This is a genomic window from Ruegeria sp. HKCCA4633, from assembly GCF_013034605.1.
Lineage (GTDB): Bacteria > Pseudomonadota > Alphaproteobacteria > Rhodobacterales > Rhodobacteraceae > Ruegeria.
In genome coordinates, this window is the sequence record NZ_WQGJ01000004.1 from 286,373 (window position 1) to 312,819 (window position 26,447).

Genomic DNA, 26,447 nt, shown 5'->3' on the forward strand with positions numbered 1-26,447 from the left:
GTGAAACACTCCTTACTTTCCCAAACAGAAGCTAGAGAAGATTTCATCCAGCAGTGTTTCGACATCTATTCTGCCCACCAGCGATTCAAGTGCCCTTATGGCGGTTCGTAATTCTTCCGCGGCGATATCATACATCTCTGGACCTGATTCCAGAACCGGGATTGCCGATTGGAGAGAAGTCAGTGCCCCATTGATTGCAACCCGATGTCGTTCCCGCGTTGCAATACCATGGGTGGTAGTTCTTTCACAAAGGACATACGAAATCTGGTTTACAAGCGCGTCAATCCCCTGCCCTGTTTTACCAGAAACGCCGAGACTATTTTCACTTCGAAGATCAGCTTTCGGCAAAACATGAATATCACCTGCCTGCATCCCAACCCCCAGGTCTTCGGGTGTATCTGACAGGAAAACACGCAGGTCGGCGGCCTCCGCTCTGCTGCGCGCCAACTTGATACCCAAGTTTTCAACATGATCCTCAGTTTCACGCAACCCGGCCGTATCCAGCAAAGTCACAGGTAAACCAGCCAGATCCATCCGAACTTCGATCACGTCCCGCGTGGTTCCAGCGTATTCCGAAGTGATGGCGGCGTCTCGACCTGCCAAAGCGTTCAGAAGAGTGGACTTTCCTGCGTTCGGAAGCCCAACAATTGCAACTTCAAACCCCGTGCGTATACGTTCAGCGATTTTTACTCCTTCTGCCTCACGGCGAAGGTCTGACAAGACACCAGTGATCAATTCGCGAACTTCAGGCGTTACATCCGTTGGAACCTCTTCATCGGCAAAGTCGATGACAGCTTCCAGCAAAGACGCAGCGCGGATCAAATCCCGGCGCCACCGTTCTGCCAGTATGCCCAGCTCACCAGCCAGAATTGTTTGCGCTTGTTTGCGTTGCGCCTCGGTTTCGGCATCAATCAAATCGGCCAGGCCTTCGACCTGCGTCAGATCCATCTTGCCATTCTCAAGCGCTCGGCGTGTGAACTCGCCCGGCTCCGCGATGCGCAGCCCTTCAGTATCCGACAAACATTGCAATACCGCGTTGACGGATGCTGTACTGCCATGAATCTGAAGCTCTGCCACATCCTCTCCGGTGAAACTGGCCGGGGCCTGGAACGTAAGAACCAAGCCATCGTCAAGACGCGCACCACCCTGATCCCGCAATGTGCGCAGAACCATGCCACGTTCAGGCAGCGTGCCACCTGTCAGCCGCGCCGCCGCAGAGTGCGAGTCCGGCCCTGAGAGGCGGATGACCGCCACCCCAGCTTTGCCTTGCGCGCTGGCCAGGGCAAATATCGTATCCATGAATAGCCCCCGCGTCAGTACCGGTTCGGCGTCAGGTGTTCATTGAATCGAAGAATTCCGAGTTCGTCTTGGTCTGCTTCAACTTGGATAGCAGGAACTCGATTGCATCGGTCGTGCCCATCGGGTTGAGGATGCGGCGCAGAACGAAGGTCTTGGCCAGATCGCCCTTGTCGACCAGCAGGTCCTCTTTCCGGGTACCGGACTTGAGGATGTCGATGGCCGGGAACACACGTTTATCAGCGATTTTACGATCCAGAACGATTTCCGAGTTACCGGTGCCTTTGAATTCTTCAAAGATCACCTCGTCCATCCGGCTACCAGTGTCGATCAGCGCGGTGGCGATGATGGTCAGCGATCCACCCTCTTCAATGTTCCGTGCCGCACCAAAGAACCGCTTGGGCCGTTGCAGAGCGTTGGCGTCCACACCACCGGTCAGAACTTTACCCGAGGATGGGACCACAGTGTTAAAGGCCCTACCAAGTCTTGTGATCGAGTCGAGAAGAATAACAACATCTCGTTTATGTTCGACCAAACGCTTGGCCTTTTCGATCACCATCTCGGACACGGCCACGTGGCGTGTTGCGGGCTCGTCAAAGGTCGAGGACACAACCTCACCCTTCACCGAGCGCTGCATGTCGGTCACCTCTTCCGGGCGTTCGTCGATCAGAAGGACGATCAGGTAACACTCTGGATGGTTCTGTTCGATTGAATGCGCGATGTTCTGCAGGATGACCGTCTTACCGGTCCGCGGAGGCGCCACGATCAGCGAGCGCTGGCCTTTACCGATCGGCGACACAAGGTCGATCACACGGGCCGACTTGTCTTTGATGGTCGGATCCTCGATCTCCATCTTCAGACGCTCATCTGGGTACAGAGGCGTCAGGTTGTCGAACAGGATCTTGTGCTTGGCCTTTTCAGGATCTTCAAAGTTGATCTTGGTGACCTTGGTCAGCGCAAAGTAACGCTCATTATCATCAGGTGCCTTAATCTCACCCTCAACAGTATCTCCGGTGCGCAGCGAGTGTTGACGGATCATATCGGGCGAGACATAGATATCGTCGGGACCTGGCAGATAGTTCGCCTCGGGCGAGCGCAGGAAACCGAAACCGTCCTGCAGCACCTCAAGCACACCATCACCGCCAACGGTCCAGCCCTCATCCGCGCGTTCGCGCAGAATCTGGAACATCATCTCGCCTTTCCGCATGGTCGAGGCGTTTTCGATCTCCAGTTCTTCGGCCATCGCCAGAAGGTCTTTGGGGCTTTTGGCCTTCAGGTCGGCCAGATTAAGGGCGTCAGTTGTCATGATATATACCTTCACCGCGATCAGCGCGGCACGAAGTGAAATTTCAGTACGGAAGATACGCCGCCCGGACGGGCGAGTTGTCCCCTACATAAGCGCGACTGCTTTCGGAGTCAAACAGCCCGTCAGAACTTCAGAATGACCGCCAGAACGATGATAACCATCAAAACGGTCGGAACCTCGTTCATCATACGATACTGCCGCCCAGTGAGCTTATTTCGGCCTTCCAGGAAATCCTTGCGACGCGCCATCAACCAGTGATGGAACCAGGTCATACCGATCACGGCTGCACCTTTGATCCAAGGCCAGGACCAATCCCATCCAACAATACCCGGTGTGAACACCATGATCAGGCCGCACACCCAAGCCACGATCATCGCAGGGCGCATGATCACACGCAGCAGCTTTTCTTCCATTTCAAAGAAGATTTCTTGCGCCCCGTCGACAGCCTGAGCTTTTTCAACGTGATAGACGAACAAGCGTGGTAGATAGAACAGACCCGCCATCCATGAGATCACGGCCATGATATGGAGTGACTTCACCCACGGGTACAGCGTGAAAAGAAGATCAGTCATCTTGGCTCCGAGCGTTGTTCGGAACTCTCCCTAATAAAAAAATAAAGAAAGAGAAAGGAAGATGGTTTTGTAGGGATAACAATTTCCGTGGATTACTTTTTTACCCATGTGTTTTCCCCAGGTGGACAGAACTTTTTGATTTTCTAGTGATTCTGTTGAAACTTAATTTATAATAATAAAAACAGATACTTAAGTCTGTTACACCCAGGTAGCGTTTGGGGATAACTCTTTGGGTATCATGGGACAATCAGATTATCCCGGTATTCCAAGTTATCCTTGTCCTGGCTGGATTGGATTAGAGCGACTCGAGGATCTTTCACGCGAATTTCCTGGGGTTGCGTGTCAACCGTAAAACCATACAAAGCACCCCAGAGCTCTCATCGACTTTCACACGGGGTTTTCCACATGTCTGTCCCCATTCTTCTCGCCTCGGGATCTGCCATACGGGCACACTTGCTTGAGAACGCAGGCGTTCCATTCACGGTTCAAACCGCGCGCGTGGATGAAGAGACCGCCAAGCGCGCCTTGCTGGCTGAAAGCGCATCACCACGAGATATTGCCGACACGCTTGCGGAAATGAAAGCCCGCAAAGTCAGCGACAAGAATCCTGGCGCTATGGTGATGGGGTGTGATCAGGTTCTGGATTTTGACGGTCAGCTGCTGTCAAAACCTGAAAACCCGGAACAAGCAGTGGCTCAGCTAAAAGCGATGCGCGGCAAACGGCACATGCTTTTGTCAGCGGCCGTGATCTATCAGGACGGTGAGCCGATCTGGCGGCATGTAGGACAGGTACGATTGCGGATGCGGGCCAGCTCTGATGCCTATCTGAAAGACTATGTCTCACGGAACTGGGACAGTATCCGCCATGCCGTCGGAGCATATAAGCTGGAAGAAGAAGGCGTCCGGTTGTTCGCCACCATTGACGGCGACTATTTTAATGTTTTGGGTATGCCATTGTTGGAGCTTCTCAATTTTCTGGCTGTCAAAGGGGTGATCGATCAATGACGGACTACCGGGTTCCTCTGGCCGGGGTGATCGGACATCCCATTGGGCATTCGCGTTCCCCGAAACTGCATGGCCATTGGCTGAAGACGTATGGTCTTGCCGGGCACTACATCCCAATGGATGTTGCCCCAGCCGATCTGGAAACCGTGCTACGTACGCTGCCCAAAGCCGGTTTTGTTGGGGCCAATGTAACTGTTCCCCACAAGGAAGCAGCGTTGAAGATCGCGGATCACGTGTCCGATCGCGCAACGGTGATTGGTGCTGCGAATACACTGGTGTTCCGCGAAGATGGCTCGATCCACGCAGATAACACTGATGGGTACGGGTTCATGGAAAACCTGCGCAGCGGTGCCCCCGACTGGAATGCCAAAGACGGCCCGGCTGTTGTGTTCGGGGCCGGAGGGGCAGCTCGCGCCGTTCTGCAAGCGTTGTCTGATGCAGGTGTGCCGGAAATCCTGTTGACCAATCGGACGCGCGCCCGTGCGGATCATCTGAAAGAGGAATTTGGTCAACGAATCCGCGTTGTAGATTGGGTTCAGGCCGGAAACGTCATCGAAAACGCGGAACTGGTGGTCAATACGACCTCATTGGGGATGCAGGGCCAGCCGGAATTGCGGGTTCCACTGGATGGGTTGCAGCCCGGTGCCGTGGTCACGGATCTGGTCTATGCTCCGTTTAAAACAAACCTTCTGAAAACTGCGGAAGAGGCAGGATGCACCACAGTCGACGGATTGGGCATGTTGCTGCACCAGGCGGTTCCTGGATTTGAACGGTGGTTCGGTGTGCGCCCTGAGGTGGACGCGGATACGCGCGCGGCTGCTTTGGCATGAGTTTTGCGCTGGGTCTGACTGGTTCCATTGGTATGGGGAAAAGCACCACGGCGCAGATGTTTGTCGAAGAAGGCTGCGCCCTGTGGGATGCGGACGCTGCTGTGCATCGGTTATACGCGCCCGGAGGTGCTGCAATTGAACCGATGCGTGCAGTTTTCCCTGCCGCTATTGTTGACGGAGCTGTAAGCCGGGACGCGTTAAAGCAGATCATTGCGAAGGACTCTGATGCGTTGAAAGCAATCGAAGCGATTGTGCATCCTCTGGTCGCGAAAGATCGCGCTGTATTTCGCGAAAACACAACAAGCGACATTCTGGTGTTCGACATACCCCTTCTTTTCGAAACAGGCGGAGACGCAGCCATGGACGCCGTCGCCTGCGTTTCGATCCCGGCGGATGAACAAAAGCGCCGTGTTATGGAACGGGGAACCATGTCCGAGGCGCAGTTCGAACAGATCCGCGCCAAGCAGATGCCGAATGCAGAGAAATGCGCGCGATCAGACTTCGTGATCGAAACAGACACGCTGGACCATGCCCGTCAGCAAGTGCAGGATGTGGTCAGGCAGATACGGGCGGGGATGAATCATGCGTGAGATCGTACTTGATACCGAAACCACCGGGTTCGATCCCGAAAGCGGCGACCGGATTGTTGAGATTGGTGCCGTAGAGCTGTGGAACCACGTCGCGACGGGTGAAACGTATCACGTCTATATCAACCCGGAACGCGGTATGCCGGATGAGGCGTTTGGCGTGCATGGCATCGGCCCGGATCTGTTGGACAACCCGCGTCCACCGGAAAAGGGTGAGGTGACGCTGAAAGACAAACCGGTGTTTGCCAAGGTGGGTCACGGGTTTCGTGAGTTTGTTGGGGATGCGCGGTTGGTGATCCACAACGCATCGTTCGACATGAAGTTCCTGAACGCTGAACTGAAGTGGATGGGCGCGCCGTTGATCCCGATTGAACAAGCACTGGATACGCTGGCAATCGCCCGCAAACGGTTTCCCGGCTCTCCGGCGTCTTTGGATGCGCTTTGCCGACGTTTCAATATCGACAATTCGAACCGTGTTCTGCATGGCGCTTTGCTCGACTCTGAAATTCTGGCCGAGGTTTATCTTGAGTTGATCGGTGGGCGGCAGCCTGATTTTGGCCTGTCAACATCCGCATCATCCGCATCCGGTGGCGGTGAAGACTGGCGGCCAATGTCGCGCGGCACACCGTTGCCATCCCGGATCACCGAGGATGAGCGCGCAGCGCATGAGGCATTTGTAGAAAAGCTGGGCGAAAGCGCCCTGTGGACCCGCGCCTGATCCGATCAGGCGCGGGTCAAAGCCTTAGGCGTCGGTCTTTTCTGCCTGAGCGGCCTGACGACGCATTAATTCGTTGCGATACAGCGCGACGAAATCGATATTGTCCAGGTTCACCGGCGGGAAGCCGCCATCACGGGTGATGTCGCTGACAATGCGGCGCAGGAACGGGAACAGCATCCGGGGGCATTCGATCATCAGGAACGGGTGCATTTGATCTTCTGGCACACCTTCCACGTGGAACAGACCGCAATAGTCCAGCTCACACAGGAACAGCACATCATCCATGCCTTTGGCCTTGGATGTCAGGTTCAGCTTGATGGACACTTCGAACTGATGTTCAGCGCTGCGCTTTTTCGCGTCCAGGTTCACCTGAACAGCGATTTCCGGCTGCACGTCGCCTGACACACCCTTTTGCGCCATCACGTTTTCAAAGGACATATCACGGATGAACTGCCCCAGAACCCGCATCTGAACCTGCGGGGCGGCTTGGGCCGCAGTGTTTTCTGCAGCGTTTTCTTCGGCCATGGATCTACTCCAAAATTGAATTTCGCCACTGCTTAGCAAGTTGGGCGCGGCACCTCAATGCTGGTGGGGGCCTTCCACCCATTTCGATGGCTTTGAAGGCTCTTTTTTCGGGCGAACTTCACTGAATTCACCGTCAATGATGTCCCCTTGCTCGAAAGGGTTTTGTTGTGACTGAAATCCAGTGCCCGTTCCCATCTGAAAATGTGCCACGGTGACTTTCGACTTCAGATAGCGGAACACAGCGACACGAACGCCCGGTACCAGCAAGGCAAATCCTATGGCATCGGTGAAAAAACCCGGTGTCAGCAGCAATGCGCCTGACAAAAGGATCATCGCACCGTGGGCCAAAGGCTCGGTCGGGTCGTCCAGTTCAGCAAAGGAACGCTGCAGATTTCCCAGTGCCATGCGACCTTGTGTCCGCACCAAAACCGTGCCCAAAACCGCGGTCAGCACAACAATGGAAAGGGTTGGCCAAAGGCCGATCAGACCACCAACCTGAATAAACAGCGCAATCTCGATGATGGGCACCAACAAAAATGCCAAGAACAGATACATTTGCGTTATCCTTTCCCTAAGGCCGGGCTGTGGACTTGCCACCCACGCTCACCTACATAGTAGCATGAGGCCGCGTATACAAAGTCGCGGTTCTGAAAAGAGGATGAAATGAACGAACCCATGATCCAGCTACTGGTCCTGGCCGGAATTGCCGTTTTCCTGATCCTGCGCCTTAAAAGCGTGTTGGGTACGCGTGAAGGTTTTGAAAAACCACCTTTGCAGCAACAGCCTGAAGCGCACAAATCGCGTCGCGATTTCGAGGTGATCGAAGGCGGCCCGGATCATGACATCACTGACCATGTCGCTGAAGACAGCGAACAGGCGCAAACCCTGGCCGCCATGAAACGGGTTGAGCCCGGCTTTTCGGTCAGTGAATTTGTTCACGGCGCGCGTGGCGCTTATGAAATGATCGTTATGGGGTTCGAAAAAGGAAACCTCGACGAAATCCAGCCATTCCTGTCGGAAGAGGTATTTGAGTCTTTCGTTGCGGGTGTTGCTGCACGCGAAGATCAGGGCCTGACCATCGAAGCCGAATTCATCGGCGTCCGAGAGACCGCCCTGTCGGATGTTAAATTCGATAAGGATACCAATGAAGCCGAGATCACCATGAAATTTGTAGGTGAACTGACTTCGGTTGTGCGGGATCGCGGCGGTGATATTGTCGAAGGCAACCCCAACACCGTGAAACGCCAAAAGGACAGCTGGACCTTTGCTCGTGTGATGGGCAAGGACGATCCGAACTGGCTGCTTGTTGCCACGGACGCATGATTGCAACGCTCCGGTCGCTTTTTCTGGTGGGTGTAATGACCGCTGCCAGCGCTGCCGGAGCCGAGGCAACGCGATCCATTCTGTCGTTTGACGATCTGCAGGGCTGGGCCGATGATGACCACGGCGCAGCCCTTTCCGTTTTTCTGAACACCTGCGGCGATCTGAAGGACCCGGACTGGCGCGCGTTATGCGCTGTAGCAGAGACGTATGACACGGATGCAGCAAAGGCATTTTTTGAGCTCTTCTTCCGCCCAGTTCTGGTCGAGGATGGCGAAGAAGCCCTGTTCACGGGGTATTTTGAACCCGAACTCGATGGTGCGCGCCGCCGAACTGATCGCTTCAAATATCCTATTTACAAGATGCCGCCCGAAGCGCGAGATGGGCCATGGCTCAGCCGTCGGGAAATCCTGACTGGTGATGTGATGCAAGGGCGCGGTCTTGAGATTGCCTGGGTGGACGATCCAGTTGAGTTGTTTTTCTTGCAGATTCAGGGGTCTGGACGTGTCCGGCTGCCCGATGGCGGTGCTTTGCGCGTTGGCTATGGCGGTGCGAATGGTCATCCCTACAGATCTATAGGAGTTGAGTTGGTGCGGCGCGGGGTCTTGGGCGCGCATGAAGTTAGCGCCCAGATGATCCGAGCATGGGTGCGCAAGAACCCAGAATCTGGTGCCGAGCTGCTGTTCCACAACCCATCCTATGTGTTCTTCCGCGAAGTTTCGCGCGTTGCGCCCGAACTTGGGCCGCTGGGCGCGATGAACCGGTCAATTACCACGATGCGCAGCATAGCTGCAGATCCGACCTATACCCCGTTGGGGGCTCCGGTCTGGGTTGAGAAAGACGGCAAAAACCCAATGCGTCGCCTGATGATCGCGCAGGATACAGGTGCCGCGATCAAGGGCGCCCAGCGGGCAGATATCTTTTTCGGAACGGGTGACGAGGCCGGGCAAGCCGCCGGCAGGTTAAAAGATCCGGGTCGGATGGTCGTACTGTTACCAATACAGCGGGCCTATGCTCTATTGCCGGATGAGTTCTGATGACCCGGCGCAAACTGACGACAGAAGAGATCGAGCTGTGGCGCAAGGTCGCCAAACAGGCCGAGCGGATGCATCCGGAAATACCGCAGACGGTTCATCCGACCTCTTTGCCGAAACCCAAGCCCAAGAATACGCCGAAACCCCGGTTTGAAGCGTTTGAACTTGGTCAGGCCCACCAGGCAAAGCCCAAGCCGAACGATTTGAAGCCGTCGGTCACAGATGCGCTGCGCAAAGTGCCGGTTCAGATGGACAACAAGGCTTTCGGTCGGATGAAACGAGGTAAACTGAAACCCGAAGGCAAGCTTGATTTGCACGGTATGCGGGTCGACACCGCGCATCCCGCTCTGATCCGTTTTGTCTTGACCGCGCAGGCACAGGGAAAGCGGCTTGTTCTGGTCGTGACCGGGAAAGGCAAAGACCGGGACGAACCTGGCCCGATCCCAACACCGCGCGGCGTTCTGCGGAACCAGGTACCCCATTGGCTGTCCATCCCGCCATTGGCGCAAGCGGTGATGCAGGTCACGCCTGCTCATATCAGCCACGGCGGAGATGGGGCGTATTACGTTTACTTGCGGCGTATTCGCTAAAGGGTACGTACCGCGCTGGTGACACCTATGTGGACCAGTGCGCAGACCAAAAGGAAAAAGATGCCAATCCAAAGGAATTGAGTGTCCAGCGAAACGCCCCAATCGATCAGCACTCCGGTCCAGCCCGGTCCGATGGCTGATCCAAGGACCATAACGGCCGTTGCCATCGCCTTGATCGCGCCGATGTGTCGGGTGCCATAGAACTCGGCCCAGAAGGCGCTGGGCAAGGTGCTGTTGGCCCCGACGGTCAGGGCCAACAGGATCAGCCCGATCGTAGCACCCATGACCGAGGTCGACAGGCCCAGAACGACAAAACCAAGAGCTAGAGGCAGCTGGTAGTAGGGCATCATCCGCGCCGTGCCCCATTTATCCAAGGCCCATCCGGCGGAAAACATCGAAAGCAGCGACACCCCGGTATAGACCGGGAACAGGGCGACCAGTTGGATATGGGCCCATCCTTTCACCTCGGCCAAATGCACTTGGTGAAAGAAGAATGCCGTAATAAAAGCCGATGGACCCAGAACAGCTGGCGTCATGAACCAGAACAATGGGTGGCTTAGCGCATCGCGCCGTGTCCAGTGACGGCCGTGCATCCCGGTGGCTGAGTACGCACTGGCCAGGCTCTGCGGTGTGCGTTCTTCCCGAAGCAGGCGCGTCAAAACAGGGATGCCCAGCAGAGTGATGACGGCAGCGACCCCCCACAGCAATCGCCAGTCCAGAAATACCATGGCGGTGACAAAGATCAGTGGCAGTAAGGCTTCGCCGAGTGCATAGCCGATGGACGCAATAGAAAGCGCTTTGCCTCGTGTCGCGATAAACCATCGCGCCATCGCGACCATCGCGAGATGGGTGCTCATACCTTGTCCAAACAGGCGCAGAAGGAAGATTGCCGCCGGCAACAACACAACCCAGCTGTTCATTGCCATGGCCAACGCTGCCAATGCCAACCCAAGCAGCACAACAGGCCCCAACACGCGGACACGAAAAACATCTGTCAGGCCGCCTGCCCATATCATTACTACCGCTGACACGAGCGTACCCAAAGAATACAACCCACCCCACGCGCCGTGGCTAAGCCCGAAAGCGGCGCGGATTTCGCCTGCAAAAACCGAGATAAAGAAGGTCTGACCAAAGCTGGACAGGAAGGTCAGCAATACACCCGCGCCCAGCCACGCCGCGTTGTCGATGAGAAAGCGGCGCAGGCTAAACTGCGTCACGGAGTATTCACCTGTGCCTGTCCTGTTTCAGTTAGCACAATTTCCGTTGCGCCATCAGGGTTACGCTCGCTGGGCGGCACCAGAATATCGATTGCTGGGCGGTCCTCGCGTCCAAAGGTATTGTTGACGCGCCTCAATGAGTTGAGGATCGACAGCAATGCCGGAGACGTCGCCGCAACGAAGTGTGATGATGTCGCATCGCTGTTAAACGCTGTTGTATCAATCACGCTGATCGGGAATTCCTCGAGCGTCTCAACCGAGCTGATGTTTCCAAGCCTTTCACCCTCATCCGTGCCGCGCAGTCGGGCCGAGATGTTCAGGATTTTGTCTTTCTGGGAAACCATCACAAGGAATGGATCGGGTGGATTGTCGATCCGTTTCATTTGCGAACGGAACAGATCAAGATCCAGATCGGGTGAGATCAGCACGACGCCCTCGATGTTTCGATTGGCCCATCCGGGTTCCTGCAGTTCAGCTTGCCGCATCATTTCCATCGACAAGGCCCCACCCATGGAATGCGCAACCAGAATAACGCGCTTCACACCCATGGATTTCAACTCGCGGATGGTCTGTTCCAAACCGTCGCGCGCAAACAACATGCTGTCCAGGTCATAGGCGTACCCATAGCCGGTGGCGCGGCTAGGCCACGAATAAACCAGCGTCGATCCCGGTAGACCAATGTCATGCGTCAGCTGGGCGGCACGAAAGATCGTTTCAGTCTGGGTCGAGTTGTAGCCGTGCACAAAAATCGTGACGTCGTCCTGCCCACGCAGGTGTTTGCGCAGCCCCTTTGGCCCGTCCAACTCTGTCACATCCGCCAAAACAAATTCCTTCTGCGGATTGGGGTTTGCATATGAGAATTTGAGCGTGCCCGGGGTATGCGTTGGCGGAATCGAAACCGTGGTTTCCAGAAACTTGAGCGCCTCGCCACGACGAAACCCATAAGAGCCGTCGGCTTCACGTGCACGGGTCGTGCTGGCGAAGATGGTTTCAGGTGTGCCGATATTTACCGCATTAGGCACAATCTCGGACACCGTCCGGTCAACGCAGGCGCTCAGCGAAAGGGATACGAGTAAAATGATGAAATAGCGCAGCACGGGCCAGCCCTCGGGGTGAATCGTGCATACGCTAGCGGATTCTCGACCAACGTCCAGCGGGGCCGACCGAAAACAGCGGCAAAAACCGGCCTGTACCGTTACAAAACGTAACGGCTGAGGTCGGTTGATTTGGTCAATTCACCTAGATTGTCGCTGACAAACTGGTTATCCACAGTAATTTCTGTGCCAGCCTTGTCCGGTGCCGCGAAAGACAGGTCCTCAAAAACCCGCTCCATCACCGTATAAAGCCGCCGTGCGCCAATGTTTTCAACGCTTTGGTTTACATCCGCAGCAATCTTAGCCAGTGCTGCAATTCCGTCATCGGTAAAGCTGACCGTGACTTCTTCGGTCCCCATCAGGGCGGTGTATTGCCGGGTCAGCGCGTTGTCGGTTTCGGTCAGGATGCGCACAAAGTCTTCTTCCGTTAGGGCGCGCAGTTCCACACGGATCGGCAGACGTCCTTGCAATTCCGGCAGCAGATCCGAAGGTTTGGCGATGTGGAATGCACCAGACGCAATGAACAGGATATGGTCGGTTTTCACCGGACCGTGCTTGGTGCTGACGGTGGTACCTTCGATCAGAGGCAGCAGGTCACGTTGTACGCCCTCGCGGCTGACATCGCCGCCGCGTGCGTCCGAGCGGGCGCAGACCTTGTCGATTTCATCCAGAAACACGATGCCATTCTGTTCGACCGATTCCAGAGCGATCCGATTGACGGTTTCGTCATCCAGTAGCTTGTCGGCCTCTTCCCCGATCAAAGCATCATAGCTTTCGGCGACGGTCATGCGTTTTTTGACAGTGCGCCCGCCAAACGCCTTGCCGAAAATGTCACCCAGATTCATCATGCCCATCTGACCGCCCGGCTGCCCTGGAATGTCAAACATAGGCATCGGGTTCGAGGTATCTGATAATTCCAGCTCGATCACTGTGTCGTCCAGCTCCCCGGCTTTCAGTTTCTTGCGGAACATCTCGCGCGTGCCTTCGCGAGCGTCTTCGCCCGCAATCGCGGCAATCACGCGATCTTCGGCGGCCTGATGCGCGCGCGCTTTGACGTCTTCACGCATGTATTCGCGGGTTTGGATAATGGCTGCATCTGCCAGATCGCGTACGATCTGTTCTACGTCGCGACCAACGTATCCTACCTCGGTGAACTTTGTGGCCTCGACCTTGATAAAGGGCGCACGGGCCAGTTTGGCCAGACGACGGCTGATCTCGGTCTTGCCAACGCCGGTGGGGCCAATCATCAGGATATTCTTGGGATAGACCTCGTCCCGGATATCATCAGCCAGCTGCTTACGCCGCCACCGGTTGCGCAGGGCAACGGCCACCGCTCGTTTGGCATCCTTCTGGCCGATAATGAAGCGGTCCAGTTCCGAGACGATCTCGCGCGGGGTCAGGTCGGTCATGTGTATTCAATCCGGTTGTTTCGAGACGGAACCTAATCATAAGACACGAAAACACAAGCTGATCACGGAAAACTCACGCCAACTCACAGGTGCCACACGGAAATTCGTGACGATGTGAATCGCCAGAGGCGTTTCGCGTGCTGCATAGTTATTGCGACGGGCAATTCAGCCTGGATACATCAGTGGAGATACCAAATCATGATGACTCGTCGTTCGCTTTTTGTGAAAGCTGCTGCCACGGGCGCGGCCCTGACACTGGCCGGCACCACCGCTGCTGTGGCTGGCGGTGCCAAAAAGAAAGGCTCGTTCGAAGGCCGATCGAACCACATCACAACCGGTTCCGTGAAGCTGGTCAAAGACGGTGATCGGTACATCGTCGAACTGGGTGACGACTTCTCGCTGGACAACGGCCCTGATCCTCGCGTCGCTTTTGGTAAAGACGGAACTTATGCCCCGGACAGCAAACTGGGTGCGCTACTGCACCTGACCGGCAAGCAATCCTATGCCGTGCCGCCCACAATGGATGTGTCTGGCTACAACGAAGTGTACATCTGGTGCGAGGTCGCTGGTGTGCCGCTGGGCGTCGCGTCACTGAAGTAGCTACATCGCTCAGAGGCCGACCCATCCGGCCTCTGACACATCGTTAGGTAACAGAGCAGCTGTCTGTTACAATCGCCCCAAGCCATTGGAACCGGGGGCGTTTTCATGACCAAGATTGCCAAGATCACCTTGTTGTTCGTGGTTTTTGTCGACCTGATCGGTCAAGGCTTGGTTTTTCCTATCATCAACTCGCTCATCATGGATACGAAATCAGGCTTCCTGCCGGATGGCACGCCCGTGGGGCGGCGCCATTTCTACTATGGTCTGGTGATCGGGTGCTTCTTTCTGTCCTGGTTTCTGGGGGTCGTTTATGTTTCGAAAGTCTCGGACTCCATTGGGCGCAAGAATGCACTTCTTGTTTGTCTGGGCGGAGCGTTGGTCGGTTACGCCCTAACCATCGCGGCGCTGTACATGAACAGCCTGCTGCTGCTGATCGTCGGGCGGTCGGTCACCGGCTTCACTGCCGGAAACCAGCCCATCGCTCAGGCAGCTATGATTGACGGCAGCACCGATGCGGCCGACCGCGACCGCAACATGGGTTATATCGTGACTGGCGTCAGCTTTGGCCTTGTGGGCGGCCCGATCATCGGGGCGGTTCTGTCCGACGCTGCTCTGCTGGGCAGCTACGCGACACTTAAGACCCCGTTCTATGGCGCATTTGTTCTGGTGCTGATTGCGATATTTCTTGTGATGACCTTTTTCAAAGACACCCGGACAGAGCGTGAGCCCTTTGTTTTTCGCCCACGTGACATCACCGACAGCCTAATTGCCGTGCGTGGCCATCCGATGGTTCGTAAAATCCTGCCGGTCTACGCATTCTTCATGATCGCCAACGTGACGTTCTATGTCTTTGTCGACAACTTCCTGACCAGTGCTTTCGGCTACGGTGTTATTGGCGGCAGTATGGCGATGGTGGTGATTGGCTTTGCGCTGGCGTTCTCAAGCACCTTCCTCGTCAAACCCGCGCAAGAGCGATTCAGCAAACACCAGATCATCTGCACGTCTCTCATAGTAATGGTGATCTGTGGACTTGCCTTTGCATTCAGTCCTAATGGTGTGCTCAGCTATGTGCCGGTCTTCTTCTTCTACTTCCTGTTCGGCGTTGCCTACCCGACCATGCTGGGTCTGTTTTCCTCGAGCGTAAGTGAGACGGACCAAGGCTGGGTTATGGGCGTGACCACCGCCGTCTTCTGTCTGGCCGGAGGCATCATGTCCCTGATCGGCGGCGGGTTGATGAGCATCGACATCCGTGTGCCCTACTACATCGTTGTCATTGCCGCGATTTTCGGGCTGATCGGAATGCACCGTCGCTGGAAAGGGAAAGAGATCAAGGCGCTGTTAACCTGACAGGCGACCCGCGGCTGAGTTAAAGCGAAGAAAGCTATTACTCTTGATCTTCCTCGATCTCTTCTTCGTCCAGTTTGCGTTGGCTCTCTGGTAACGGCGCTCTTTCGATCAGCGCCCAACCCTCTTTCTTTGATTTCTTCAAAACGGTGCCCCGAGCACCCAGCTCAATCAACAACGAGCGTGTTTCATCCTCGGTGCAGCCAATCGTCCTGCTGAGCCTTTCCAAAGATTTGAACTTGTACTTCGAGTCCTTCAACATGGATTTCAGGAGCTCTTTGCGAGGCTCTTTCCATTCCTTGTTGTGCTTCCTGCTCCGATATTCCTCTAGGACAATTGGCCCAATAATACCGCCGATTAGGCCGCCGAATATGGCTGCGAGAACCGCACTCATGATGCTATCGTCTCGACTGTCAGGTTACCATTTGTATAGACGCAGATATCGGCGGCAATCACCATCGCTTCACGCGCCACTTGCTCGGCGTCTTTGTCGCCGTCCATCATTGCGCGGGCCGCGGCGAGTGCAAAGTTCCCGCCCGATCCGATGGCGGCCACGTTGTGCTCAGGCTCCAGCACGTCCCCTGCCCCGGTGATGACCAGCAGATCCTTGCCATCAGTGACAATCAGCATCGCCTCAAGCTTTTGCAGGTATTTGTCAGTGCGCCAGTCCTTGGCCAGTTCGACCGAGGCGCGCGCCAATTGGCCGGGTGTGGCCTCAAGCTTGGCTTCCAAACGTTCCAGCAGTGTGAAAGCATCTGCGGTCGATCCGGCAAAACCCGCCACAACCTCGAATCCGCCGGGCGACAAACGGCGCACTTTGCGGGCCGTTCCCTTGATCACGGTCTGACCAAGGCTGACCTGACCATCACCGGCTATGACAACCTGACCGTTCTTTTTGACGCCAATGATCGTCGTGCCGTGCCAACCGGGAAAGTCGTTATCTGCCATGATCGTCTCCGTTTTCGCTGGCGGTATATATGGGCCGGGTAAGGTGTTGGCGCAACCCGTTCTTAAAGTGCCCAAAAGATATGCAGAAAATGCAATCCGGGGTTACCAGACCAGCAATTGTGAGTCCAAGCGCGCGGGACTACATGAGGCTTACAACCGACAACGGGTCGGCTGTTTCACATCTAAGGACTGCGCACATGGCAACCACAGCTAACATTCATGCGCCGCTCGGAGCAGCTACCATCCTGCACGTGGCGGACGCGTTCTCAAACGTCGTCAAATCTGTTGCGAAATGGAACGACGCACGCAAAACACGGAACCTTCTGTCGGAGCTCAGCGACGCACAGCTGGAAGACATCGGTCTGACCCGCGAAAGCATCGCAAATCTCTGATCCTTCGTCTGGATTACCGAATTGGAACAGCCGCCCGGAACCCCGAGCGGCTTTTTCTTTGTCAGCTTTGCACGAATTTCCCTGACAAGTCGGGCAGGAATGCTTCGACCGCTGCGGTCGCAATCACGTGGTGTGTTCCAGCGTCGCTGTCTGCTACGTCCAGACCGCCCTTGACCGCGCGCACTTCGGCGCGGCCCCGCGGCAGATCGGCAGCAACCAGATCACAATCCACCTGATCGGGCTCTTGGACGCCGATGGTCACGCCGACCCGCATCTGAGAATGATCAATGCCCAGCTTGGAAAACAATGTGATTGATGAATGATGCAACGCATCCTGCACCGCGCGACGGGCCGCTTTGGTATAGTCCTGACCGTATAGGTCGTTGCCTGTTCCCATTTCCAGAATAATGCGTTTTTCGGTCATTGTGCGGGCTCCATATCAAAAGAAACAATCAGTGCGGCATTTGCGATGACCGTATGTCCGTCGCTATGGGGTTTCTCTATATCCAGCCCGCCTTTTGTGACGGTGATGTTCGGCTGGCCATATGGAAAGACCGCCTTTAGCGCATCAGTGTCCACCTGATCCGGTTGCTGCACCCCGATTTCGGCATCGATGATCATTGCCTCTTTTGGAAACCCGAACAGTTCGGCCATGTTGACCGAGTTGTGCCACAGCGCATCCTTGATCGCCCGCAACGACGCCTCTGTATAGTCCATTCGGCGCAGGGATGTACCCATGCCGAATTCTACAAGCACCCGCGTTTTTGCCATTGGTTTCTCCGATGTTTGCAACAAAAAAGGCGCCCCGATCTGAGGCGCCTTTGGAACGTTCTGCTAGAACCAGATCAGATGGATTCGTCGATCCAGCTTTGCAGTGCAGCCTTAGGGGCCGCACCTGCGCGGTTTGAAACAACCTGGCCATCCTTAAAGATGAACAGCGCCGGAATACCGCGCACGCCCATTGCGGCGGCAGAGTTCGGGTTGCTGTCCACATCGACCTTGGCGATTTTCACCTTGTCACCATACTCGGCGGCCAGTTCTTCCAGCGCCGGGCCAATTTGCTTACAGGGACCGCACCATTCTGCCCAGAAGTCCACGACCACGGGAACGGTCGAGTTTTTGACTTCGGCGTCAAAGGTGTCGTCAGTAACGGCTACGGTCGACATATTCTGTCTCCTGAATGGGGTAAACTCGGAAACAGAACGTAGGTGTCGCGCCGGGTAAGGTCAAGGTATCCGGGTTCGGGTCAGTGCATCCGTCACAAGATCGTGTGGCAACCACATGAGGTTTGCTGTCCGGGTCCACAAAATAGCGGTTCGGATGTTCCGGCCGGGGTAGATCTGAGCAAGCGCCTGCGCATAAGCCCCCATTTGACGTAACAGGCCCTCAGGGCAGTCTTCAACGCGAATTGGAACAGTTACATTTGTTTTGAAGTCAATCACTTGTACGTCCGTATCCGAAACGATGAGCCGGTCGATGACCCCATGCATACGCTGCCCATTCAAATCTGCGGTTACTGGAACTTCGGCCAGAGTTTCAGGTGCAAAAATATTCCTTAGCGATTCTGCCGTCAGAACCTGGGTGGCTTCGGCCAAAAGCTCTTGCCGGTCTGTGTCTTGCATATCCGGTAGAAGCCGTGCGCAAAGTTCGGGCCAAATCTCCGGTTCAGCTATCGGCAAGTGCTCCAGCAACAGGTGAATACGTGTTCCACGCAGTTTCGCAGCGTCTTCATCCAAACCAGCTTCACCGGGTAGCGCTTTGACCCCCCCCAGATCCGAAGGGCTGAGCGTGCTTGTGGGTTCAATGGGGTCAGGTGCCGGATGCAGAAATATGTCTGGTAACTCGGATCGTTCAGTCGTCATTTGCGGTTGATCGACCAAAGGCAGCGCATCCCAATCCCCATGAGACAGTCGGCGAATGTCGGAACCCGGCAGCTGCGCGGCTCCGGCCCTCTCCATCGCGGCCTCGACCATTTGATACCAGCTGTTGCCGTCTTTCCCCAATTCGCCGGCTGCGGCCACGATCAACCGCTTTTCGGCCCGTGTTAGAGCCACATATAGCAGCCGGAGCCGTTCATCTTCCTCACGCGTACGCGCCTGTTCCCGCGCCTGTGCGATCAGTTTGGGCGATGCATCTGCCGACACTTTCCACAGCGGAATGCCTTCGGTCACCATGATCTCGGCATCGCGCGGTGCTTGGCGTTTGGCGGTATCCGGCAGGATCACGATTGGAGCCTCAAGTCCTTTTGAGCCATGCACGGTCATCACCCGGATCATGTTGCCCACACCGCTCATCTGCCGTTTGATTTCCAGATCGTCGGTCTGCATCCAGACCAAAAACCCAGTCAAGCTGGGGATATCGGTGCGCTCATAGGCCAACGCCTGGGACAACAAGGCGTTGATGCCGTCTTCAGCTTCGGCCCCCAGACGGCCTAGCAATTTGCGCCGCCCGTCATGGCGGGTCAGAATGCGCTCGATCAGGTCATAGGGGCGCAAAAAGTCGATCTGACTGCGCAAATCGTTCAAAATGGCAAGCGTTTCGGGAAACTCCTCAGCCCGGTTGCGCAGCGCGGCCCAGAGGAATTGCTCCTTTCGCCGGTGCGCCAGATCGAAAAGCTGTTGTTCAGACCATCCGAACAAAGGGGATTTCAGAACCGTTGCCAGCGACAGGCTGTCTTCGGGCGTGGCCAGAAAGCTCAGCAACGCGGCGAGGTCTTTGACCGCCAGTTCAGCACCCACCTTAAGCCGGTCGGCCCCGGCGATGGGCAGACCGGCGGATTTGCAGGCGCGGATGATTTCGGCAAAAAGATCCGAGCGGCGCTGTACGAGGATCAGGAAATCCCCCGGCTTCACCTTTCGCCTTTCGAACTTGCCGTTCTTGCCATCTTCAGGGATCGTTTCACCCCGTTCGATCATGGCCTTGATCGACTGTGCAACCTGTTCGGCCAGAATGACAGTATGGTGCCGCGCGCCAGGGCGATCCACCGGATCGGTCCAGTCGCCCTCCTCGGCCTCTTCGACCTTCTCCACAACTGGCCAAAGATCAACCCGGCCCGGCAGGTCAGCTTTGAAAGCACGGTGCTGGCTGTCCTTGTGAAACCCTGCCTCGATCCGGTTTTCAAATAGAATATCGACCAAGGACAGGATCGCGCTGGAGGAGCGGAACGAATATTCCAGCGTCATATCCCACAGTTTAGAGTCTGATTCAGCCAGTTTCCGGCCAAACTCTTCCTGCATTCTGTCAAACGCCTGCGGGTCTGCGCCCTGAAAGGAATAGATCGACTGTTTCTTGTCGCCCACGACAAAAATCGTGCGTTCAACCCCGGATCGGGCCCCTTCCCCACTGGTGAATTCCTGAGCCAGTTTTTCGACCACGTCCCATTGGTCTGGGCTGGTGTCTTGTGCTTCGTCCACCAGAATATGGTCGATGCCGCCGTCCAAGCGATACAGAACCCATTCGGCCACCGCCGGGTCATTCAGCACTTTCCGCGCGCGCAGGATGAGGTCATCGAAATCCAGCCAGCCCCGCAACTGCTTGCGCCGTTCGTACTCTGGCAGGTAGGCTGCGGCAAAGCGGTGCAGGACAGCGGTTTTTTGGGCCGCGACCAAGGCTAGACGCTGTTCGCGCGCGGCCTCGACCCGCAGCATGAAGGATTCCAATTGCGGCATCCGGTCGGCCAGTTCGCCCTCACGCAGGGGTTTGGTCGGAAACCCATTGATCTTGGCGGTGAAAGGCTCTTTTGCGCCTTTTCCGGTCAGCAACACGCCTTCCAGAATAGGCAGATATGCCAATCGGGCCTCAGTGAACCCGGCTAGCTTCGCCGCTGCCTTGCCATCGTTGACGCCGCTTTCTGTCAATGCGGGCAGCATGGACTGGATCAACTCGACTTCGCCGCCCAGAAACACCCGCTCGGCCAGGGCCGTTTCGTCAAAGCCTTCCGGCAGATCGAACCGTTTCAACAGATCGGACCAGCCCAATGGCTGGGCAAACAGACTGCGCCTGTGCGTGATCGCAGCTGTCAATTTGTCAAAGCCCGTATCGGTCACGAACCGCGCCACATCTTCAATCAGCCCGGCTTGCGGACCTTCTGCGAAATCCTCGACGATCTCTTCCCGCAACAGGGCGGCTGCACGGTCTTCCATTTCGGAGAACTGAGGGCTGACCCCGGCCTCCAGCGGGAAGCGCCGCAGCAACGAAGCGCAGAACGAGTGAATGGTCTGGATTTTCAAACCGCCCGGCGTTTCGATGGCGCGGGCAAACAATGTGCGCGCTTGCGCCAATCTGTCCGAGTCGATGTCGCCAGGCACGCCTAGATCGGTCAGTTGCTCCAAAAGAGCAGCGTTTTCCAGCATTGCCCACTCACCAAGGCGCTTGAACAATCTGTTCTGCATCTCGCTTGCTGCCGCCTTGGTAAAGGTCAGGCACAAGATGTGTTGAGGTTGAACCCCACCCAACAGCAACCGCGCCACGCGGTCGGTCAGAACCCGCGTTTTGCCGGACCCCGCGTTGGCCGCTAGCCAGGTCGAGGCGTCGGGGCGCGCGGCCTGCACTTGCCGTTCGGTTGCATCGTTGCGCGGGCTCATTTCAGGTCCTCGGGGCAGGTTTCAGCAGTACGGTCCCATTCGCCGAACCGCGCCAGATGATCATAGTCACCGATATCCGTATCCTTGTGCAGCATCCGACGGGATGAAAACCCCTGATCAGGCTCTAAATAAGCCGAAATTAGCTCTTTCAGCTCAGCAATAACTTTATCGGCCGGCTCTTTGACCAAGGGTGCGGAGACCTCTTTGTAACTGCCGCCCATGCCGATGAAGATGGCTTCGGCTACATCAATTGGGTCAATGCCTTCAATCCCGCCCTGCTCAGCCATGGCCGCCTCGATCAACAGTTGTTTGTCGAATTTGGATTGCTGACTTTCCGTGGGCGGCGCGCCGGTTTTGTAATCGATGATCCGCAACGCGCCCCGGCCATTGTGATCGATCCGGTCCGCACGTCCGACTATGGTAAAATCCACTGGATCCAGCACCAGCTTCATGGCCGCCTCAAACGCAATTGGCCCGCCGTCACCTCGGCGCGTTAGTTCAGCGCCTAGGAAGTCGTCTGCGATCCGTTCCAACCGGGCCAGCCAGAGTTTGCGGGCGGTGGGCCAGGCCACATGCTGTTCCAGAAGGCTGTGCGCCCGTTTGAGGAAATTCTCACGTGTCAGCAAAGCGCTGTCGAGAACGCTGTCTTTAACGAAATGCTCAAGGATTTCATGGATCACGATCCCACGCAGCAAGGCGTCAGGGGCCTGTACAAGCGGATCGAGTGGTTTCAGGCGCAGCACGTGTTTGGCATAGATCGCGTATGGATCGCGGATCAGCCGCTTGATTTCGGTCACAGACAGGCGACGCGGGCGCGCGGCGACGGGTGGCCGTGGCGAGGGGCGAGACGCGGGTTCAATGCGCGGCGCTTCTTCCAAAGCTTCCGACCAGTTCAGCCAGTGCTGACCACGCGCACGCATTCCTACCAGAGCGTTGCGACCACCCTGCTCCGGCAACCCTTGCAACAGGTTTGTCAGCCGGTTCAACCACCGTGACGGCACCGTTTCCGCGTCATCCGAGCGGATCGCGCGGGTCAGCCAGACCTCGGGCGCGGCGATGGCTTGTTGGAAATCATGCGCCGACAGACCGATCCGGCGTTCAGGCAGCAGCAATCCGGCCTTGTCGCGCATCTGACGGTTGAGCCACGGATCTGGCGTCGGGGCCTCGGGCCAGCTTCCTTCATTCAGCCCGCCCAGAATCAGCAGGTCGGCACCCTGCACCCGCGCCTCAAGCGTACCCCAGATCATGATATGCGGGTGCGGGGCATCGCGATCACGAACCTCTTCGCTGGCCAAAAGCGCGCCCAGAAGATCGGCAAAATCATGGGCCGTCATCGGGCCACCATGCTGCGCTTCATCTTTGAGAGAGTTCACAACCGCCAGCGCCTTTTGACCTGCGTTTTTGTCCCAAAGCGTGCCGGTTACACCTGTACTACCAGCCGAGATCGCTTCGGCCAGTGTTGTCAGTCGGTCTACCCAGTCGGACAGATGCAGTTCGCCGCTGATGTGCTGGTCGCAAAAGTGATGTACGACCCATTTGACCCAGCTTTCCGGCGCTTCTTTGCGGATCGCAAACGCCGTCAGGCTGATACTGTCGGGGAATGGCGGGCCATGGCGGCGCAGGTCCAGTTCCAGATCACGGGTATGCAATAGATGAGCGCCGCGCTCACCCCCGTCATGGCACAGCGGGTGTTTCAGCAGCGTCAGCAACGCCTCGCCTTCAAGGCGGCGCGTGAACAGGTTGGCCACATGGCGCAGAAAACGACCGGGCGGTGAGAGTTGCAGAGGCAAGCCCGCACTGTCATCCGGCAGGATATTCCACCGATCCAGTGCGGCGCTGACCTGACGGGTCAACATGCGATCCGGCGTGATCAAAGCGGCGGTTTGTCCGGTTTCAGCAGCTTGTCGCAAGCGCAAGGCGATGGCCAAAGCCTCGGCTCTGGGCGATTGCGCCTCGACCAGGGTCAGGTCCTTGGTTGCGGCCCCCAAATCGGTAAGTTTTGGCCCTTCGGTCATCCAGGCGTCTGTTACCGGCGCTGGGCGCAAAGCAAGTGAAACCAAACGGTTGCGAGCAGGAGAGGGGGAGGACAGATCAGTCCATACTGCAATTTGATCAGGCACTAGTTCCAACGCGCGCATAAGTTTGCGGAACCGGTATTGTGGGTGATCTTCCGACGTCAGCGCGTCGTCCAGCCCCTGCCATACACTATCGGGTTGGTTGAAATCATAGCCCGGCAGAACCAGCGCCCCTTGTGGCAGACGCGCGATGGCCTCCATCAACATAAGCGTTGTTCCGCGCGACCCGGTGGAGCCCGCCAGAATGACCGGATGGTGCGGAGGATTCTCCTGCCAACGCGCGATCAGGTTTTCGACAACGCGGCGCTGGCGAGCTTGCGCATCCATCGCCTCTGCACTGGTGTCAATGAAGTGATCCGCAATGCTGATGAAAGCCTGCGCTCGTGCCCAATGCCCCGACATGTCGCTGACATCCAACTGCCGAATGGCCTCGGGCGACACACCTTCACCCTGCATTTCATCAATGAGCGCCGCCAAACTGTCAGAGAGGTCGAAGACCGAAGAGCGCGCCGCTAAATCCGGTTGCTGTTCCAGCAGTTTGGCCACCAATTGCGTCAGTTCCAGACGTCGTCGAAGCGGTGGAATGGCAGGGGGAATCTTTGCCAAATCAACGCTTTCCCCCAAATCGGTGACCAGCGACAGACGTGGCAGCAGGCACGGTGGACCTTGATTGAACAAATCGCGGATGCGCCGTTCCATACGCCGCGTATTCAGCACCAGTTCCACCCGCGCCAAGGCTTCCGGCGGACCAGCGCAGCGTCGCCGCAGACCATCGACCAGTGCTTTTGGGAAATCCGCGCCTGGTGGCACAGCAAAGACTCGGGGCAGGGCGCTGGGTTCAAACATCAGCCAACAGACCTTCGGCCAGGGCGATACCCTCGGGTCGTCCAACATCACACCAACGCCCCGGATACTCGGCTGCAAACAGGCGGCCTTGATCTTGCATCTGGTTCCAAAGCAGGTTCAGCGAAAAAGCGGGTTGCGCAAACCTTTGTAATCCATCCGTTTTGACAATTTGCGCCCCCCCATAGACCAAACCGGGACCGCGTGTGATGCGACCGTCCGCGTCGACCGAGAAATCTCCGTCCCCCGTGTGACCAATGGTTTGGGCGATTGGAATACACATCAAAAGCGCATCCATACGAGTCGGATCCCACGCTTTTTGCAACAGGGTCAGAGGGTTTGGGCCCGACCAGATGGCATCGGTGTTCAGCGTGAAAACGGGGTCGGTGCCCAACAAGGGTAGGGCGGCCCTTAATCCGCCGCCGGTTTCCAGAATCTCTGGTTCTTCGCGTGAGATCATTACCCCTTTGGGGTTGAGATGCGCATACAGCTGATCGGCGTGGTAATGCACGTTCGCCACGATGCGCACAGGGTTAAGTTCGTGCGCAAGATCCAGCGCGTGATCAATCAGAGGGCGCCCGGACACATTAATCAACGGCTTGGGACGGTCCTTGGTCAAAGCGCCCATGCGCGTGCCAAACCCTGCTGCAAACAGCATCACGCCAAAGGGTGAACCGGTCATTGCACCCTCAGCTTGTTCAGGTTTTCAGGGGATGGGATGGGCAAAGCCTCGTGCAGCAACGGTGCGATCGACACCAGGGCCGGATGATCCAGATCGCGCATCAGATGATCCCAGACCGCTGGTATCATGTCCACGTAGTGCGGTTTGCCAAAGTCCGTGGCAAGGCGTGCGAACACACCTAAAATGCGCAGGTTCCGTTGTGCGCCCAGCACACTGTAGGCCGTGCGAAAATCGTGATCGTCCATGCCAGAGGCCGCAATATACCGATTGATCATCTGCATTTCGACCCCGGGAGAGACCTTGCGGCGAATGTCCTGCAGCAGTGAGACCAGATCGTAGGCGGGATGGGCCAGAACGGCTGATTGGAAGTCCAGCAGGCCAACGCGTTTTAGCCCGTCGCGATCCGGGAGCCAAATCAGATTTTCCGCGTGATAGTCCCTGAGCGCGACCACTTTCGCACCTGATGTTTCGCGGTGCAGAACATCCGCGAAACGGTGTTCAAACCGGCTTAGTGCACGTGCGTCGTAAGACCCCAATATTCCGGCCGCGTAACTTGTAAAGGCCAGCGTGCACAGTTCGGTCATCAGCGGCGGGTCAAAGGATGTCAAAGACAAAGACGGCGCTTGATGCAGGTGCAGCAAAACGTCTGTTGCCGCTTCATACAAAACACGTTCCTTCGAAGGATCCTTTGCTAGCACCCGGCTAAAAAGTTCGTCACCCAGATCTTCCAGCAACAGAAAGCCGTATTGCGCATCTTCTGCGTAGATCCCAGGTGCGCTCAGGCCAACCGAACGCAGGTAATTCCCGATGCGCACAAAGTCCTCGACATCCTCGCATTTTTCAGGTGGTGCATCCATCAAAACAGCCGTGTGCCCACTGGCCTGGTCGGTCAGCCGTTCGTAGCGGCGGTCCGAAGCGTCGCCCGCCAGCGGTGCACGGGTGGCGTTGGCCCACTGGGTTTGAGCAATCAGGGCTTCGGCGAGGACCGTCCTGTTTGTCATCCAAAGGTCTCCAGTTTTTTCGTCCATTTCGGATCATTCCATGACAGGGTCAAATGGCGCAAATCTTCAGTGTTAGGGTCTGTTTTGAAGGTCAGCTTCAAAGCGGCACCTGGGGTAAGTGGACCAAGTTTGTCAGGCCACTCGACAAGGCAGATAGCAGTTTCGAAAGCGTCAATCAGGCCCAGTTCCTCAACCTCGTCTACTGCACTCAAACGATAGAGGTCGCTGTGCCAGATTTCGCCAATCGGCGTATCGTAGACCTGCACCAAGGTAAACGTGGGCGAAGGGACATCTTCGGGCTCGGACATGAGCGACTGAATAAGCGCGCGCGCAAAATGGGTCTTTCCGCTGCCGATCTCACCTTCCAACAACACAACATCGCCCGATCGCAAGTTTGCACCAAGATGCACGGCGAAATTGGCTGTTTCTTCGGGGGACTGGAACGTTAGGGATCGGGGCAGCTTCGTCATGGCGCC

The 26,447-nt window shown here is 56.6% G+C and carries 28 protein-coding genes; 10 read left to right on the plus strand and 18 right to left on the minus strand.

Annotated elements, in window-relative coordinates; all coding sequences use genetic code 11:
* Positions 1 to 12: 12 nt before the first annotated feature.
* The 3 genes from mnmE to GOV85_RS12725 form a co-directional block, all read right to left on the minus strand.
* Positions 13 to 1,299 carry a tRNA uridine-5-carboxymethylaminomethyl(34) synthesis GTPase MnmE gene (mnmE, locus tag GOV85_RS12715; protein WP_171178690.1) on the minus strand — a complete coding sequence of 429 codons (1,287 nt, stop codon included), beginning with the start codon at positions 1,297 to 1,299 and terminating at the stop codon, positions 13 to 15.
* A gap of 31 nt (positions 1,300 to 1,330) precedes the next feature.
* Positions 1,331 to 2,602 carry a transcription termination factor Rho gene (rho, locus tag GOV85_RS12720; RefSeq protein ID WP_171178692.1) on the minus strand — a complete coding sequence of 424 codons (1,272 nt, stop codon included), beginning with the start codon at positions 2,600 to 2,602 and terminating at the stop codon, positions 1,331 to 1,333.
* Between the two features lie 122 nt (positions 2,603 to 2,724).
* Positions 2,725 to 3,174 carry a CopD family protein gene (locus GOV85_RS12725; protein WP_171178694.1) on the minus strand — a complete coding sequence of 150 codons (450 nt, stop codon included), beginning with the start codon at positions 3,172 to 3,174 and terminating at the stop codon, positions 2,725 to 2,727.
* A gap of 405 nt (positions 3,175 to 3,579) precedes the next feature.
* Here GOV85_RS12725 and GOV85_RS12730 point away from each other — a divergent pair, with 405 nt between their 5' ends.
* Genes GOV85_RS12730 through dnaQ form a run of 4 tightly spaced genes read left to right on the plus strand, consistent with a single transcriptional unit; the run spans position 3,580 to position 6,314 of the window.
* Positions 3,580 to 4,179 carry a nucleoside triphosphate pyrophosphatase gene (locus tag GOV85_RS12730; protein WP_171178696.1) on the plus strand — a complete coding sequence of 200 codons (600 nt, stop codon included), beginning with the start codon at positions 3,580 to 3,582 and terminating at the stop codon, positions 4,177 to 4,179.
* A complete protein-coding gene (locus tag GOV85_RS12735) occupies positions 4,176 to 5,009 on the plus strand; it encodes a shikimate dehydrogenase (RefSeq protein ID WP_171178698.1) in 834 nt (277 codons plus the stop codon). Before GOV85_RS12730 ends, GOV85_RS12735 begins: the two co-directional genes overlap by 4 nt.
* Complete coding sequence (coaE, locus tag GOV85_RS12740) at positions 5,006 to 5,599, plus strand: dephospho-CoA kinase (protein WP_171178700.1); 594 nt, start codon at positions 5,006 to 5,008, stop codon at positions 5,597 to 5,599. Before GOV85_RS12735 ends, coaE begins: the two co-directional genes overlap by 4 nt.
* Positions 5,592 to 6,314: a DNA polymerase III subunit epsilon gene (gene dnaQ, locus GOV85_RS12745; RefSeq protein WP_171178702.1), complete on the plus strand. Its 723-nt coding sequence runs from the start codon at positions 5,592 to 5,594 to the stop codon at positions 6,312 to 6,314. The genes coaE and dnaQ overlap by 8 nt, the downstream gene beginning before the upstream one ends.
* 24 nt (positions 6,315 to 6,338) lie before the next feature.
* Here the strand turns inward: dnaQ and secB are convergent, their stop codons facing one another.
* Positions 6,339 to 6,839 carry a protein-export chaperone SecB gene (gene secB, locus GOV85_RS12750; RefSeq protein WP_171092779.1) on the minus strand — a complete coding sequence of 167 codons (501 nt, stop codon included), beginning with the start codon at positions 6,837 to 6,839 and terminating at the stop codon, positions 6,339 to 6,341.
* Between the two features lie 54 nt (positions 6,840 to 6,893).
* Positions 6,894 to 7,394, minus strand: coding sequence for an FxsA family protein (locus GOV85_RS12755; protein ID WP_171178704.1), 501 nt, complete (start codon positions 7,392 to 7,394; stop codon positions 6,894 to 6,896).
* Positions 7,395 to 7,502: 108 nt separating this feature from the next.
* Between GOV85_RS12755 and GOV85_RS12760 the strand changes: the two genes are divergently transcribed.
* The 3 genes from GOV85_RS12760 to GOV85_RS12770 are packed head-to-tail and all read left to right on the plus strand — an operon-like array spanning position 7,503 to position 9,783.
* On the plus strand, positions 7,503 to 8,162 hold the full coding sequence (locus GOV85_RS12760; RefSeq protein WP_171178706.1) for a Tim44/TimA family putative adaptor protein: 660 nt from the start codon (positions 7,503 to 7,505) through the stop codon (positions 8,160 to 8,162).
* A complete protein-coding gene (locus GOV85_RS12765; protein WP_171178708.1) occupies positions 8,159 to 9,196 on the plus strand; it encodes a murein transglycosylase A in 1,038 nt (345 codons plus the stop codon). Before GOV85_RS12760 ends, GOV85_RS12765 begins: the two co-directional genes overlap by 4 nt.
* The gene (locus tag GOV85_RS12770) at positions 9,196 to 9,783 is read left to right on the plus strand and encodes a Smr/MutS family protein (protein WP_171178710.1); all 588 of its coding nucleotides are present in this window, start codon (positions 9,196 to 9,198) and stop codon (positions 9,781 to 9,783) included. The genes GOV85_RS12765 and GOV85_RS12770 overlap by 1 nt, the downstream gene beginning before the upstream one ends.
* Here the strand turns inward: GOV85_RS12770 and GOV85_RS12775 are convergent.
* The 3 genes from GOV85_RS12775 to hslU form a co-directional block, all read right to left on the minus strand.
* On the minus strand, positions 9,780 to 11,000 hold the full coding sequence (locus GOV85_RS12775; protein WP_171178712.1) for an MFS transporter: 1,221 nt from the start codon (positions 10,998 to 11,000) through the stop codon (positions 9,780 to 9,782). The genes GOV85_RS12770 and GOV85_RS12775 overlap by 4 nt on opposite strands.
* Entirely contained in the window at positions 10,997 to 12,097 is a 1,101-nt protein-coding gene (locus GOV85_RS12780; RefSeq protein WP_171178714.1) for an alpha/beta fold hydrolase, read from the minus strand. The genes GOV85_RS12775 and GOV85_RS12780 overlap by 4 nt, the downstream gene beginning before the upstream one ends.
* Before the next feature lie 98 nt (positions 12,098 to 12,195).
* Positions 12,196 to 13,503, minus strand: a complete 1,308-nt coding sequence (gene hslU / locus GOV85_RS12785; RefSeq protein ID WP_171178716.1) for an ATP-dependent protease ATPase subunit HslU — start codon at positions 13,501 to 13,503, stop codon at positions 12,196 to 12,198.
* A 198-nt stretch (positions 13,504 to 13,701) separates the two neighbouring features.
* Between hslU and GOV85_RS12790 the strand changes: the two genes are divergently transcribed.
* Both GOV85_RS12790 and GOV85_RS12795 read left to right on the plus strand, forming a co-directional pair.
* Complete coding sequence (locus tag GOV85_RS12790) at positions 13,702 to 14,103, plus strand: DM13 domain-containing protein (RefSeq protein ID WP_171178718.1); 402 nt, start codon at positions 13,702 to 13,704, stop codon at positions 14,101 to 14,103.
* Positions 14,104 to 14,208: 105 nt separating this feature from the next.
* A complete protein-coding gene (locus tag GOV85_RS12795) occupies positions 14,209 to 15,450 on the plus strand; it encodes an MFS transporter (RefSeq protein ID WP_171178720.1) in 1,242 nt (413 codons plus the stop codon).
* Positions 15,451 to 15,487: 37 nt separating this feature from the next.
* On the opposite strand, the gene GOV85_RS12800 is transcribed toward GOV85_RS12795, so the two are convergent.
* On the minus strand, positions 15,488 to 15,841 hold the full coding sequence (locus GOV85_RS12800; RefSeq protein ID WP_171178723.1) for a hypothetical protein: 354 nt from the start codon (positions 15,839 to 15,841) through the stop codon (positions 15,488 to 15,490).
* The gene (gene hslV, locus GOV85_RS12805; protein WP_171178725.1) at positions 15,838 to 16,395 is read right to left on the minus strand and encodes an ATP-dependent protease subunit HslV; all 558 of its coding nucleotides are present in this window, start codon (positions 16,393 to 16,395) and stop codon (positions 15,838 to 15,840) included. Before hslV ends, GOV85_RS12800 begins: the two co-directional genes overlap by 4 nt.
* Positions 16,396 to 16,592: 197 nt before the next feature.
* Here hslV and GOV85_RS12810 point away from each other — a divergent pair, with 197 nt between their 5' ends.
* Positions 16,593 to 16,787 (plus strand): DUF1127 domain-containing protein, encoded by a 195-nt coding sequence (locus GOV85_RS12810; RefSeq protein WP_171178727.1) that lies wholly within the window; start codon positions 16,593 to 16,595, stop codon positions 16,785 to 16,787.
* 61 nt (positions 16,788 to 16,848) lie between these two features.
* Here GOV85_RS12810 and GOV85_RS12815 read toward each other — a convergent pair whose 3' ends face one another.
* From GOV85_RS12815 to tsaE, 8 genes are all read right to left on the minus strand, one after another.
* The gene (locus GOV85_RS12815) at positions 16,849 to 17,211 is read right to left on the minus strand and encodes a Lin0512 family protein (protein WP_171178729.1); all 363 of its coding nucleotides are present in this window, start codon (positions 17,209 to 17,211) and stop codon (positions 16,849 to 16,851) included.
* Positions 17,208 to 17,558 (minus strand): Lin0512 family protein, encoded by a 351-nt coding sequence (locus tag GOV85_RS12820; protein ID WP_171178731.1) that lies wholly within the window; start codon positions 17,556 to 17,558, stop codon positions 17,208 to 17,210. The genes GOV85_RS12815 and GOV85_RS12820 overlap by 4 nt, the downstream gene beginning before the upstream one ends.
* Positions 17,559 to 17,632: 74 nt before the next feature.
* Positions 17,633 to 17,953: a thioredoxin gene (trxA, locus tag GOV85_RS12825; protein WP_152459632.1), complete on the minus strand. Its 321-nt coding sequence runs from the start codon at positions 17,951 to 17,953 to the stop codon at positions 17,633 to 17,635.
* A 60-nt stretch (positions 17,954 to 18,013) separates the two neighbouring features.
* Positions 18,014 to 21,370, minus strand: a complete 3,357-nt coding sequence (gene addA / locus GOV85_RS12830; protein WP_171178733.1) for a double-strand break repair helicase AddA — start codon at positions 21,368 to 21,370, stop codon at positions 18,014 to 18,016.
* Complete coding sequence (gene addB / locus GOV85_RS12835) at positions 21,367 to 24,291, minus strand: double-strand break repair protein AddB (protein WP_171178735.1); 2,925 nt, start codon at positions 24,289 to 24,291, stop codon at positions 21,367 to 21,369. Before addB ends, addA begins: the two co-directional genes overlap by 4 nt.
* Positions 24,284 to 24,970: a nucleotidyltransferase family protein gene (locus GOV85_RS12840; protein ID WP_171178737.1), complete on the minus strand. Its 687-nt coding sequence runs from the start codon at positions 24,968 to 24,970 to the stop codon at positions 24,284 to 24,286. The genes addB and GOV85_RS12840 overlap by 8 nt, the downstream gene beginning before the upstream one ends.
* Positions 24,967 to 25,971: an aminoglycoside phosphotransferase family protein gene (locus GOV85_RS12845; protein WP_171178740.1), complete on the minus strand. Its 1,005-nt coding sequence runs from the start codon at positions 25,969 to 25,971 to the stop codon at positions 24,967 to 24,969. The genes GOV85_RS12840 and GOV85_RS12845 overlap by 4 nt, the downstream gene beginning before the upstream one ends.
* Positions 25,968 to 26,441 carry a tRNA (adenosine(37)-N6)-threonylcarbamoyltransferase complex ATPase subunit type 1 TsaE gene (gene tsaE, locus GOV85_RS12850; protein ID WP_171178749.1) on the minus strand — a complete coding sequence of 158 codons (474 nt, stop codon included), beginning with the start codon at positions 26,439 to 26,441 and terminating at the stop codon, positions 25,968 to 25,970. The genes GOV85_RS12845 and tsaE overlap by 4 nt, the downstream gene beginning before the upstream one ends.
* Positions 26,442 to 26,447: the final 6 nt, after the last annotated feature.